Annotated in this window: 13 protein-coding genes and 1 tRNA gene; 10 read left to right on the top strand and 4 right to left on the bottom strand. The window is 68.9% G+C overall.

Going from position 1 to position 12654, the window contains the following annotated elements; genetic code table 11:
* Positions 1 to 66: 66 nt before the first annotated feature.
* The 5 genes from IEX91_RS04550 (at position 67) to ftsY (ending at position 3154) form a co-directional block, all read left to right on the top strand.
* A complete protein-coding gene (locus IEX91_RS04550; protein ID WP_188877381.1) occupies positions 67 to 219 on the top strand; it encodes a 50S ribosomal protein L39e in 153 nt (50 codons plus the stop codon).
* A complete protein-coding gene (locus IEX91_RS04545) occupies positions 219 to 500 on the top strand; it encodes a 50S ribosomal protein L31e (RefSeq protein WP_188877380.1) in 282 nt (93 codons plus the stop codon). Before IEX91_RS04550 ends, IEX91_RS04545 begins: the two co-directional genes overlap by 1 nt.
* Before the next feature lie 7 nt (positions 501 to 507).
* Positions 508 to 1170 (top strand): translation initiation factor IF-6, encoded by a 663-nt coding sequence (locus tag IEX91_RS04540; RefSeq protein ID WP_188877379.1) that lies wholly within the window; start codon positions 508 to 510, stop codon positions 1168 to 1170.
* Positions 1171 to 1267: 97 nt separating this feature from the next.
* Positions 1268 to 1738, top strand: coding sequence for a prefoldin subunit alpha (gene pfdA, locus IEX91_RS04535; RefSeq protein ID WP_188877378.1), 471 nt, complete (start codon positions 1268 to 1270; stop codon positions 1736 to 1738).
* A 6-nt stretch (positions 1739 to 1744) separates the two neighbouring features.
* A complete protein-coding gene (ftsY, locus tag IEX91_RS04530) occupies positions 1745 to 3154 on the top strand; it encodes a signal recognition particle-docking protein FtsY (protein WP_188877377.1) in 1410 nt (469 codons plus the stop codon).
* 96 nt (positions 3155 to 3250) lie between these two features.
* Here the strand turns inward: ftsY and IEX91_RS04525 are convergent, their stop codons facing one another.
* Complete coding sequence (locus IEX91_RS04525; protein WP_211086550.1) at positions 3251 to 3694, bottom strand: MPN domain-containing protein; 444 nt, start codon at positions 3692 to 3694, stop codon at positions 3251 to 3253.
* Between the two features lies 1 nt (position 3695).
* Positions 3696 to 3956: a hypothetical protein gene (locus IEX91_RS04520; protein WP_188877375.1), complete on the bottom strand. Its 261-nt coding sequence runs from the start codon at positions 3954 to 3956 to the stop codon at positions 3696 to 3698.
* 98 nt (positions 3957 to 4054) lie between these two features.
* Here IEX91_RS04520 and IEX91_RS04515 point away from each other — a divergent pair, with 98 nt between their 5' ends.
* Both IEX91_RS04515 and IEX91_RS04510 read left to right on the top strand, forming a co-directional pair.
* Positions 4055 to 5794, top strand: a complete 1740-nt coding sequence (locus IEX91_RS04515) for an excinuclease ABC subunit C (protein WP_188877374.1) — start codon at positions 4055 to 4057, stop codon at positions 5792 to 5794.
* Positions 5795 to 5851: 57 nt separating this feature from the next.
* Positions 5852 to 6955, top strand: coding sequence for an SPFH domain-containing protein (locus IEX91_RS04510; protein ID WP_229772791.1), 1104 nt, complete (start codon positions 5852 to 5854; stop codon positions 6953 to 6955).
* A 6-nt stretch (positions 6956 to 6961) separates the two neighbouring features.
* Here IEX91_RS04510 and uvrB read toward each other — a convergent pair whose 3' ends face one another.
* Positions 6962 to 9019 (bottom strand): excinuclease ABC subunit UvrB, encoded by a 2058-nt coding sequence (uvrB, locus tag IEX91_RS04505; protein WP_188877373.1) that lies wholly within the window; start codon positions 9017 to 9019, stop codon positions 6962 to 6964.
* Positions 9020 to 9104: 85 nt separating this feature from the next.
* Between uvrB and IEX91_RS04500 the strand changes: the two genes are divergently transcribed.
* Genes IEX91_RS04500 through IEX91_RS04490 form a run of 3 tightly spaced genes read left to right on the top strand, consistent with a single transcriptional unit; the run spans position 9105 to position 12349 of the window.
* Positions 9105 to 9380 (top strand): DUF7553 family protein, encoded by a 276-nt coding sequence (locus IEX91_RS04500; protein ID WP_188877372.1) that lies wholly within the window; start codon positions 9105 to 9107, stop codon positions 9378 to 9380.
* Positions 9381 to 9440: 60 nt separating this feature from the next.
* Entirely contained in the window at positions 9441 to 10862 is a 1422-nt protein-coding gene (locus IEX91_RS04495) for a PAS domain-containing protein (protein ID WP_188877371.1), read from the top strand.
* Between the two features lie 32 nt (positions 10863 to 10894).
* Positions 10895 to 12349 (top strand): ATPase domain-containing protein, encoded by a 1455-nt coding sequence (locus IEX91_RS04490; protein WP_229772790.1) that lies wholly within the window; start codon positions 10895 to 10897, stop codon positions 12347 to 12349.
* 41 nt (positions 12350 to 12390) lie between these two features.
* Here IEX91_RS04490 and IEX91_RS04485 read toward each other — a convergent pair.
* A tRNA-Cys gene (locus tag IEX91_RS04485) sits at positions 12391 to 12466 on the bottom strand.
* Between the last annotated feature and the right edge of the window lie 188 nt (positions 12467 to 12654).

The following is a 12654-nucleotide window of genomic DNA, read 5'->3' as shown; positions in this document are numbered from 1 at the left end:
GCGGCGGCGCGTGCCGGGTCGAGAAGAACAACGTTTTAAGCGCGGCGGGGAAACGTTCGTACCACTATGGGCAAGAAGACCAAGGCCAAAAAGAAGCGGCTGGCGAAGCTGGAGCGCCAGAACAGCCGCGTCCCGGCGTGGGTCATGATGAAGACGGACCGCGACGTGCAGCGAAACCCGAAGCGCCGCCACTGGCGGCGTAGCGACACGGACGAATAATGAGCGCCAGCGACTTCGAGGAGCGCATCGTCACCGTCCCGTTGCGCGACCTGCAGGCCGTCGCCAAGCACGAACGCGCCGGGAAGGCCGCGACGCTCGTTCGCGGGCACCTCGCCAAGCACTTCGCCGTCGACGAGGAGGAGGTCCGCCTCGATCCCTCGATCAACGAGGCCATCTGGTCGCGCTCGAACAAGAACCCGCCGCGGAAGCTTCGCGTACGTGCCGCCCGCTTCGAGGAGGAGGGCGAGACGGTCGTCGAGGCCGAGCACGCAGACGAGTAACACCACCTTGCTCCGCGCTTCGTTCTCCGGATCACCGTACGTCGGCGTGTTCGCCCGCGCGACCGACGGTTGCGTCCTCGTCCGCCCGGACCTCGACGACGACCTCGTCGAGTCGGTCGCGGACGAGCTCGACGTGCCCGCCGTCCCCACCCGGATCGGCGGGTCGAGCACCGTCGGGTCCCTCGCCACCGGCAACGCGTCGGGAATCCTCGTCAGCGGCCGCGTCCGCGACCGAGAGCGCGAGCGCATCGCCGACGCGACCGATCTCCCCGTCGGGGCGCTCCCGGGACGCGTCAACGCCGCCGGCAACGTCGTCCTCGCCAACGATCAGGGGGCGTACGTCCACCCGGACCTCGGCCGTGAGGCCGTCGAAGTGGTGACCGACACCCTCGACGTGCCCGTGACGCGCGGGCGCATCGCGGACGTCGAGACGGTCGGCACGGCCGCCGTCGCGACGAACGACGGCGTGCTCTGTCACCCGAAGACGACCGACGACGAGCTCGATCGGCTGGAGGAGGTCCTCGGGGTCCCCGCCGACATCGGCACGATCAACTACGGCGCGCCGCTCGTCGGCTCCGGCCTCATCGCCAACACGCACGGCTACGTGGTCGGCGAGGACACGACCGGCCCCGAGCTCGGCCGTATCGAGGACGCCCTCGGCTACATCTGAGACTTCGCTCACGCCGACGCACCCCGTTTTCGCCGGCCCGCGAGGCGTCGGGACCCACATCCTAAGATACTTCCCGCTCGCGGCCCCCCTTCCACGCATGAGTCTCGGAGGCGGCGGTGGCGGTCGACAGCAGCTGCAGGAACTCTCCCAACAGATTCAGGCCCTCGAAGAGGAACAGGCCGAACTCGAGGCGGAAGTCGAGAGCCTGCGAGAGGAGAAGCGCGAGGCAGACGAGGCCATCGAGGCCCTGAACACCATCGAGACCGGCTCGACGGTGCAGGTACCGGTCGGCGGCGGCGCGTACGTCCGCGCGGAAGTCGAGGACATCGACGAGGTCATCGTCGAGCTCGGCGCCGACTACTCGGCCGAGCGCACCCAGGAGGGCGCCGTCGAGAGTCTGGAAGCCAAAAAGGAGACGCTCGACGAGCGCATCGAGGACGTCCGCGAGGAGCTCGCGGAGGTCGAAGAGGAGAGCGCACAGCTCGAACAGCAGGCCCAGCAGGCCCAACAACAGATGATGCAACAGCAGATGCAGCAGTCGCAGGGGCAGGGCGGCGACGGCGAATAACCCGACATGTTCGACGGGCTGAAGGAGAAGCTCGGTCGGTTCCGCAAGGACGCCGAGGAGGTCGCAGAGGAGAACGCCGAGGCGGTCGAAGCCGACGTTGAGGCCGACGCCGACGCTGAGGCCGACGCCGACGCTGAGGCCGACGCCGAGACCGCGGAGCCGAGCGAAGCGACGGCGGGCGCCGCCGAGCCGGACGCGGAGGCTGTCGAGGCCGCGACCGAGGAACGCGGAGACTCGGAGACGCCGGCCACCGAGAGCGGGGGGTCGAGCGGGCCCGCGACGGCGGACGCGGACACGAATGCGACCGCGGCGGCAGCACCGACGACGGACGCCGCGTCCGAGACGGACGACGCGGATGTCGTCGAGGGCGAGGTCGGCACCGGCTCGGACGCGACGCCCGCACCCGAAGCGACGTCGGCCGACGAGCGTGCGGCCGCGGACGTCGAGCGCGAGACTGAGACTGCGACCGACACCGAACGCGGGAGCGACGGCGACGACGAGCGCGAGTCCGAGGAGTCCACGACGGGCTTCGGCCTCGCGAAGAAGGCCAAGTCCGCGGTCCGCGGGCGGGTCGTCATCGAGGAGGAAGACCTCGAGGACCCCCTCTGGGAGCTCGAGATGGCGCTCTTGGAGAGCGACGTCGAGATGAGCGTCGCCGAGGCCATCCTCGATCAGATCCGGACGGAGCTCGTCGGACAGGAGCGGAAGTTCACGGAGTCGACGGGCGATCTCGTCGACGAGGCGCTGCGCGACGCGTTACTCTCGGTCATCGGCGTCGGCCAGTTCGACTTCGATCGGCGCGTCACCGAGGCCGAGAAGCCCCTGGTGATCGTCTTCACCGGGATCAACGGCGTCGGGAAGACGACGAGCATCGCGAAGCTCGCGAACTACCTCGACGAGCGGGGGTTCTCGTCGGTCATCGCCAACGGCGACACCTATCGCGCGGGGGCAAACGAGCAGATGCGCGAGCACGCCGAGACGCTCGACACGAAGCTCATCGCCCACGAGCAAGGCGGCGACCCGGCGGCCGTCATCTACGACGCGGTCGAGTACGCGGAGGCGAACGATGTCGACGTCGTCCTCGGCGACACCGCGGGCCGCCTCCACACCTCTGACGACCTGATGGAGCAGCTGGCGAAGATCGACCGCGTCGTCGATCCCGACATGACGCTGTTCGTCGACGAGGCCGTCGCCGGACAGGACGCGGTCAACCGCGCCCGGGAGTTCGACGACGCCGCGGAGATCGACGGCGCGATCCTGACGAAGGCGGACGCCGATTCGCAGGGCGGCGCCGCGATCTCGGTCGCGTACGTCACCGGGAAGCCCATCCTCTTCCTCGGGACGGGACAGGGGTACGACGACCTGCAGCGCTTCGACCCCGAGGAGCTCGTCGACGACCTCCTCGGATTGGAGTAAGACCGGCCCGAGCGGCGGCGGGGCCCGCGCGTACCGAGCGCTGACGAAGGCGGCTCGACGTACGCGCGGCTAGGAGAGGCGTTTATCGGTAAACCGTCAGATCGACTCTTCGGGGGCGCTCGCGGCGAGGAGGACGATCTCACGGCGCCCGCGTCGGTCGTACGCGCGGACGTCTTCTGCGATCCACGGCGGGACGGCGACGAGCAGCCGCGCCGCCAAGTCGTCGGTCAGCGACGGGTTCGGGTCGCCCTCCGGGTGGGAGAGGAACCGACCGCGCGTCCGACCGGACGGCGTAGCGAGGTCGACGCCGAAGACCGCGGCGATAGCGCCGCCGGCGTCGGGGAGGTAGAACTCGGCGAACACGGGGGTATCAGCGGGCACGTCGGCGAGCGGCGTGCCCGCTCCGTCGTCGGCGTCGAGCTCGCCGGCGGGCCGCGTCGTGAGCGCGATCGAGAGCGTCTTCGGATCGGCGTCGGCGGCGAGGTCGCAGAGCGCCTCGGCGAGCGCGCGCGTCGCGTACACCGGATCGTCATCGGCCACGTCAGATGGGGTCGTCCGGTGCGTTCGACTCGCGGACGCGCTCGACCTCGCGCCGGTATCGCTCGGCGCGATCGGCGTCCTCGACCGGCGTGAGTTTCGCGGGGTCGACGTCGCGGGCAGCGGTCGGGTCGGGCGCGTTCAGCGACTGCTGTTTCTCGAATCGCGCCTCGCCGTCCGGCGTCGCGTAGCGGACCGTGAGCATCCCCTTATCGGTGTACTCGCGGCCGACGAACCAGACGCGGACGCTGTCGTCGTCGCTCATACGTCGCCCGTGGGACCGCGGGCGTTTGGCTCTGTGGGTACGGGGGCGCGTCCGGGGCGAACGCGACGTTCAAACGGCCGCGGGTGCTAACGCGGGTGATGGACGACGAGGCGGTGCGCGGGGCCGCACGGTCCCTCCCGGCGGATCCCGGCGTCTACCAGTTCCAGCGCGACGACGGCACGACGCTCTACGTCGGGAAGGCCGTCGACCTGCGCGCGCGGGTGCGTTCGTACGCCGATCCGCGGAGCGCACGTATCGCGCGGATGGTCGAGCGGGCCGACGAGCTCGACTTCGCGGTGACGGACACGGAGACCCAGGCCCTCCTGCTGGAGGCGAACCTGATCAAGCGCCACCAGCCGAAGTACAACGTCCGGCTGAAGGACGACAAGTCGTACCCGCTCGTCCAACTCACCGACCACCCGTTCCCGCGGATCGAGGTGACGCGGGATCCCGACGAGGGCGCGACGGCGTACGGCCCCTACACGGACCGCGGGCGCGTCGAGACGGTCGTGAAGGCGATCCGCGAGACGTACGGCCTCCGCGGGTGTTCCGACCACAAGTTCGACGGCCGCGAGCGGCCCTGTCTCGATCACGACATCGGACTCTGTTCGGCGCCCTGCACGGGCGCGATCGACCGCGAGTCGTACGCGGAGGCCGTCGAGGCCGCGAGTCGCTTCTTCGAGGGCGAGACCGGCGCGCTCGCCGACCCGATCGAGCGCGAGATGGAGGCGGCGGCCCGAGCGCAGGAGTTCGAGCGGGCCGCGAACCTCCGCGACCGCCTAGCGGCCGTCGAGGCGTTCCACGGCGGCGGCGGGGAAGCCGTCGCCTCGCGAGGCGGCGAGCGCCACGTGGACGTCCTCGGAGTCGCCGTGGAGGGCGACGCCGCGACGGTCGCCCGACTCCACAGCGAGGGCGGCCAGCTCGTCGAGCGCGATCAGCACCGCATGGACGCCCCGGACGGCGACGAGCGCGTCGCGGACGTCCTCGCGGCGTTCGTCCCGCAGTATTACGCCGAGCGCGCGCTTCCGGACGCGCTCTTGCTCCCCGAGGACCCGAGCGACGACGACCTGCGGGCGTGGCTCGACGCGGAGGGCGTCGCCGTCCGCGTCCCCGGCGCGGGCCGCGAGGCGAAGCTCGTCGATCTCGCGCTGAAGAACGCCCACCGGCGCGCGGGTGGCCGGGACGAGCTCTCGGCGCTCCGTGACGCGCTCGGACTGGACCGACGGCCGGCGCGGATCGAGGGCGTCGACGTCAGCCACGCGCAGGGGAAGGCGGTCGTCGGGAGCGACGTGACGTTCGTCGAGGGGAGCGCCGAGAAGGGCGACTACCGGCGGAAGAAGCTCGAAGAGGAGAACGACGACTACGCGAACATGTATCGGCTCGTCTCGTGGCGCGCCCGGCGGGCCGTCGCGGGACGGGACGACCGGCCGGACCCCGATCTCCTCCTCGTCGACGGCGGGCGCGGCCAGTTGGACGCGGCGCTGGACGCCCTCGACGACGCGGAGTGGGACGTCCCGGCAGTCGCGCTCGCCAAGCGCGAGGAGGTCGTGATCACGCCTGAAGGCACGCACGACTGGGCGTCGGACGCCCCGCAGTTGCACGTCCTCCAACGCGTCCGCGACGAGGCCCACCGCTTCGCCGTTCAGTACCACCAGAGCCTCCGCGACAGCGTCGACACCGCGCTCGACGACGTCGACGGGATCGGCCCCGAAACCCGAACGCGGCTCCTCCGACGGTTCGGGAGCGTCGAGGGCGTCCGGGCGGCGAGCGTCACGGAGCTCCGCGACGTGGAGGGGGTCGGTCCCGCGCTCGCCGAGCGCATCGATCGGCGGCTCTGAGAGAGCGGGGACGAGAACGGGGCAACGGCTAAGGGCACTGAACGGGACGGTCGGTGTATGTCCGGGGACGAGACGATGCGGCGGTTCTTCCGCTCGCTCGGGCGCGCGAGCGCCCGCGTGGGACGCTGGCACCTCGGTGTCGGCCTCCTCGCGGTCGTCGCGCTCTCCCTCGCCGCCAGCATCGGGACGGGCGCCGTCCTCCTCGTCCTCGCACTGAGCGCCCTCGTCGTCGTCGCCGTCGAGAGCGTGGAGATCGTGCAGGCCTACGAGCGCCGGCCCTACACCGTCTTCGGGGCGTACAAGGGGATCCTCGGGCCCGGGATCAACCTCGTCGTCCCGTTCGTGACCGAGACGGCGGTCTTCGACACGCGCACCCAGACCGTCGAGGTGCCGACGCAGGAGGCGATCACGCGCGACAACTCGCCGGTGCGCGCGAGCGCCGTCGTCTACCTCAGCGTCGTCGACGCCGAGAAGGCGTTCCTCGAAATCGACGGCTACCGCGACGCCGTCGCCTACCTCGCACAGACGTCGCTGCGCGCGACCATCGGGGACATGGCGCTCGACGAGACGCTCAGCGACCGGACGGCGATGAACGAGCGGATCCACGAGCAACTCGACGCGACGGTCGCGACGTGGGGCGTCGCCGTCGAGGCCGTCGAGGTGAAGCGCGTCATGCCGAGCGAGGGGGTCGTGAGCGCGATGGAGCGCCAAGCCGCCGCCGAGCGCTACCGCCGGGCCGCCATCCTCGACGCACAGGGGGTGCGCGGTGCCGCGGTCGAACGCGCGCTCGGCGAGCGGACGGCCGCGGTGCTCCGCGCCGAGGGGAAAAAGCGCGCGAGCGTCTTGGAGGCGCAGGGCGACGCCGCCGCGACCGTCCTCCGCGCCCGCGCGGCCGAGGCGATGGGCGAGCGTGCGCTCATCGAGCGCGGCTTCCGCGCGCTCGAACGCGTCGGGGCCGGCGCGGCGACGACGTACGTCGTTCCCCAAGAGCTCACGTCGCTCGTCGGCCGCTACGGCCGGCGGATCGACGGTGGACGCGGCGGTCGCGGCACCGACGCGAGCGGGCTCACCTCGAACCCCGTTGACCTCGTCGAGCTCGATCTCGAGGACGTGATCGAGACGCCGGCGAACGCCGACGCGATCGACGTCGAGATCGAGTAGCCGCGACTACCAGTCCGCGTCCGGTTCGGGGGCGACTCCCTCGTCGTCGCCGTCGAGGTCGTGTTCGGATCGGAGAGTGGCGATCCGGTCGCGGATGTCGGCCGCGAGCTCGAACTCCAGGTTCGCGGCGGCGTCTTCCATCCTGGTTTCGAGCTCGGCGACGCGCTCGGCCGCGGCCTCGGCGTCCGCGGGCGTCTCGCCGCCCGTCGCGCCCCCGGTGTCCGTCTTCGAGCCGGGGAGGTTCGCGTCCGAGACCGCCTTGTCGATCGTCGTCGGCGTCGTCCCGTGCTCCTCGTTGAACGCCTGTTGGATCTCGCGGCGGCGCTCGGTCTCCGCGATGGCGTCCGCCATCGCGTCCGTCGTCTCGTCCGCGTAGAGGACGGCCTTGCCGTTCACGTTGCGCGCCGCGCGCCCCATCGTCTGGATGAGACTCGTCCGCGAGCGGAGGAACCCCTGCTGATCGGCGTCGAGGACGGCCACGAGCGAGACTTCGGGGATGTCGAGGCCCTCGCGGAGGAGGTTGATGCCGACGAGGACGTCGAACTCGCCGAGGCGAAGCCCGCGGACGAGTTCGTGGCGCTCCAAGGTGTCCGTCTCGTCGTGCATGTATTCGACCGCGACGCCCGCTTCCTCCAAGTACTCCGTGAGATCCTCCGCCATCCGCTTCGTCAGCGTCGTCACGAGCGTCCGCTCGTCGCGATCCGCGCGCTCGCGGATGCGTGCGAGGAGGTCGTCGATCTGTCCGTCGGCGGGCGAGATCTCCACGGCGGGGTCGACGAGGTACGTCGGACGGACGACCTGCTCGACGACCTGTCCGGAGACCTCGCGCTCGTAGTCCCCCGGCGTCGCCGAGACGTACAGCGTTCGATCCGTCTTCGCCTCGAACTCCTCGAAGCTCAACGGGCGGTTCGCGTACGCCGTCGGGAGGCGAAAGCCGTTGTCGACGAGACTCTCCTTGCGCGCCTTGTCACCCGCGAGTTGGCCCTTGATCTGCGGGACGGTCCGGTGGGACTCGTCGATGACGGTGAGGAAGTCGTCCGGGAAGTAGTCCAACAGGGTGTAGGGGGCGTCCCCCATCTCCCGATCGGAGAAGTAGAGCGTGTAGTTCTCGATCCCGGAACAGTAGCCGGCCTCTTGGAGCATCTCCAAGTCGAAGGTGGTGCGCTCCTCGATCCGCTGGGCGGCGAGCAGGTCGCCCTCGCGTTCGAACTGGGCGACGCGCTCCTCCATGTCCGCCTCGATCTCCGCCATCGCGTCCGCCAGACGCTGCTCGGGGATCGAGTAGTGTTCGGCCGGGTGGAAGAGCACCGCGGGCTCCTCCGAGACGACCTCGCCCTCCAGCGGGTCGAGCTTCGTCAGGCGATCGACCTCGTCGCCCCAGAACTCGACGCGGACCGCGTAGCGCCCGTACATCGGGTACACCTCGACGGTGTCGCCGCGGACGCGGAAGGTGCCCTGCGTGAACTCCACGTCGTTGCGCTCGTAGTTCAGATCGACGAGCCGGGAGAGGAGTTCGTCGCGCTCGATGGTCTCACCGCGCTCGACGGAGAGCGACATGTCGACGTAGTTCGACGGGTCACCGAGGCCGTAGATGGCCGAGACGGAGGCGACGACGATCACGTCGTCGCGCGTGAGAAGCGAGCGCGTCGCCGAGTGGCGGAGGCGGTCGATCTCCTCGTTCACCGAGGCGTCCTTGTCGATGTACGTGTCCGTCTGCTCGACGTACGCCTCCGGCTGGTAGTAATCGTAGTAGGAGACGAAGTACTCGACGGCGTTGTCGGGAAAGAGGTTCTTCAGCTCCTCGTAGAGCTGCGCCGCGAGCGTCTTGTTGTGCGCGATGACGAGCGTGGGTTTCTGAAGCGCCTCGATCGTCCACGAGACGGTGTTCGTCTTCCCCGAGCCCGTCACGCCGAGGAGCGTCTGGGCGTCCATCCCCGCCTCGAACCCCGACGCGAGCGCCTCGATCGCGTCCGGTTGATCCCCCGCCGGGTCGAAGGGCGCGTCGACGCGGAACTCACGTTCGGCGTCCGGGCGATCCGGTTGCAGCGGGCCGGCGTCACTCATTGGACGCGTTTGGCGACGCGGCTACGTAAGTGGCGTGCCGGGAACGCGTCGAAACGTTTAGGCGGTCGTTCGCTCAGTTTCGGGTATGGTGATCGACGAACTCCGAGACGCGAGCGAGACGCTCGAAGCCGCCGCGAACGACTGCGACGACGACGACCTGCGCGAACGGCTGGCCACGCAGGCCGACGCGCTCGCGTCGCTCGCGACGCGTGATCAGGGGCCGGACCACGGCCGCCTCGCACGACACACGCACGCGCTTCAAGACATCGCGTCGGACGCGGACGACGACGATATCGCCGCGGCCGTCGACGACGCGCTCGCGTCGATCCGAGCTTACCGGGAGACCGTCAGCGGGGTCTGATCCCACCGCGGACGCCCGGCGAGCCACAGAGAGAAGTATCAGGGGGACAAAAACAAAGCCATGGACGACGCGGCGACGGGGGTGTTTCACGAGCCAGACGTCACGGAACGGGTGATCCTCCTCATGTCGCCCGGCCGGGACCGCGAGCTACTCGCCGACTGGCTCGAAGACGCCGCCGACTACGCCGTCGAATCCGCGAGCGACGCGAGCGGCCTCCCCGCCGAATACGACATCTGCCTCCTCGACGATCGGGCGCTTCGATCGGACCGGGAGTCCATCGTCGAACACAGCCGCGACGCCGACCCCGTCTATCTCCCGCACGTACTCTTGACGACCCGCGACGACGAGAGCGTCTGGGACGTGGTGGGCGTTGACGACGTCGTGTCGCTCCCGGTCGGACGCGACGAACTGCACCGCCGCATCGAGAACCACCTCCGCACGCGTCGCGCCTCGCTTCGCCTCGCCGAACGCGAACAGCGCCTCCGACTCTTCCGACGGGGGATCGAAGCCGCCTCCCAAGGTATCACGATCGCGGACGCGGAGGCGGACGACACGCCCATCATCTACGCGAACGAGGCCTTCCATCGGATCACCGGCTACGACACCGACGAGGTGATCGGGCGGAACTGCCGCTTCCTCCAAGGGCGGAACACGGACGAATCGACCGTCGAGACCATCCGCGAGGCCATGAAGCGCAACGCCCCGGTCTCCGCCGAGATCCTCAACTACCGAAAGGACGGAACGCCGTTCTGGAACCGACTCGACATCGTCCCCATCCGCGACGACGAGGGCGATATCACCCACTACCTCGGGTTCCAGCAGGACGTCACCCAGCGCAAGCGCCACGAGCTCCGGCTCTCCGTGCTCAATCGCGTCCTCCGACACAACTTCAGGAACAAGATGACGGTGATCAAGGGGTACGCAGAGCGGATCGAAGCGGGGGAAAGCACGTCCGAGGACGCAAAGCGGATCCGTCGGGCCGCCGACGAGCTCCTCCAGATCGGCACCCAGATGTACGAGTTCGACACCCTCGTCGCCGACGGCGACGCCGAGGGGGAATCGTTCGACGTCGTCGAGATCGTCGAGAACGAGGCGGACGCGCTCAGAAGACAGGTCCCGCGCGCCGACGTCGTCACCGACCTCCCCGACCGGGCGGTCGTCTCCGGACATCCGTCGTTACGCGCCGCTCTCCGCGGGTTCTTCTCCCTCTTCGAGGACGTCTCGAAGATCGATCTCGACGTCGCGGTCCGTGAGCGCGACGGCGAAGTGCGTCTCACCGCCACCGACCGGAGCGGCACGCTACGGCGTCACGGCGTCGAGATCGTCGCCCGTGACGCCGAAACGCCACTCGACCACCTCGATCGGCTCGAACTCTGGTTGCTCCGCTGGGCCGTCGAACAGTCGAGCGGCGAATTCGAGGTCGACGCGAGCGACGACCACCCCACCGTCACGATCCACCTGAACGCGACCGAAGCGGGGTAAGAGCTATTCGAGCCGTCCACTCATACAGGGACGTGTCACCGACCGACGACCGTGACGGTCGCACGAGCACTGGGATAGCCGGTCTCGACGAGGTCCTCGACGGCGGTTTCATCCCCGGGCGAAGCTACATGCTCCGCGGCCGGCCCGGGACGGGGAAATCACTCCTCGCGCTCGCGTACCTCATCGACGGCGTCGAACGGGGCGAAGACTGCCTCCTCGTCGCACTCGAAGAGACCGAGGCCGACATCCGGCGCAACGCCGCAGCCGTCGGCCTCGACATCGGGGGGATCACCGTCCTCGATCTCACGCCCGAATCCAGCGCGTTCACCGACGACGGGACGTACGACGTCTTCGATCCCGGGACCGTCGAGGAGCGTTCGCTCACGGAGACCATCACCCAACGCGTCCGTGAGGTCGAGCCGACCCGCGTCGTCATCGATCCGATGACGCAGTTACGATACCTCGCGCCCGACGAGTACCAGCTCCGAAAGCAGATCCTCGCGCTCACCCGTTTCCTCGAACAGGTCGGCGCGACTCTCGTCTTCACGACGCAGGCGACCAGCGATCACAGCGACGAGGACTTCCAGTTCATGGCTGACGGCGTCATCGAGATCGACAACGGCGAAACCGGGCGAACGATCTCTGTCCCCAAGTTCCGCGGGTCCAAAACGCGCGGCGGCACGCACACGCTCCGGATCCGCGATAGCGGTCTCAGCGTCTACCCCGAACTCGATCCGAATCATCACCGGCCGTTCGAGTCCGAATCCATCCCCTCCGGTATCCCGGAGTTCGACGAGCAACTCCACGGCGGAATCGAACGCGGGACCGTCACCATCATCTCCGGGCCGACCGGCGTCGGGAAGACGACGACCGGCGCGCAGTTCATGAAGGAAGCCGCCGGTCGCGGCGAACGCTCCGCGATCTACCTCTTCGAGGAGGACGAACGCACGTTTCTCGAACGCTGCACCGACGTCAACATCCCCGTCGATCGGATGATCGAGCGCGAAACCCTCGCCATCGAGGAGATCGAAGCCCTCGAATACACACCACAGGAGTTCGCCAACACCGTCCGCCGAGACGTCGAAGAAGCTGGCACGCAGATCGTGATGATCGACGGTATCAACGGATACGAACTCTCCATCCGCGGCGACGAGCACACCTTCCGCTCCGAGATCCACCGGCTCTGTCGGTACCTCAAGAACATGGGCGTCACCGTCGTCCTCATCGAGGAGATCGCCTCCGTTACCGGTGACTTCCAAGCCACCGAAGGCGAAATCAGCTACTTGGCCGACAACATCGTCTTCCTCCGCTACATCGAGATGGACGGCGAGCTACGGAAAGTCGTCGGCGTCCTCAAGAAACGCACCAGCGACTTCCAGCGAACCCTCCGCGAGTTCGAGATTACGCAACACGGGATCAAGATCGGCGACCCGCTCACCGGGCTCCGCGGAATCCTCCGTGGGACGCCCGAACAGCCGAGCGAGTGAGCAGCGCGACTCCCGGTTTCCGCCCACGGTAAAAGGTGAGAAGCCAAGGGCCGGATTTGAACCGGCGATGGGCGGCTCTGCAGGCCGCTGCGTTAGGCCGGACTCTGCCACCTTGGCGCGGTTCACCGTAGCGGGCAGGCGCGCTTAAACGTAGCGATCCACCCCGAAACGGGTGAAGAGCGCTGTGGCTCTCCGGGCAAACGAATACCGAATGAACGAGTCGGTGGAATCCGCCCTCATCCCACCAACTCTCCGATTATGAATAGCGAGGCGGCGAATCGGTGTTCCCAGAGGCTCGCGCACTC

The organism is Halarchaeum nitratireducens (assembly GCF_014647155.1).
GTDB classification, from domain to species: domain Archaea; phylum Halobacteriota; class Halobacteria; order Halobacteriales; family Halobacteriaceae; genus Halarchaeum; species Halarchaeum nitratireducens.
The sequence above is the reverse complement of the archived record's forward strand: the minus strand, read 5'-3'. Positions and strand labels throughout refer to the sequence as shown.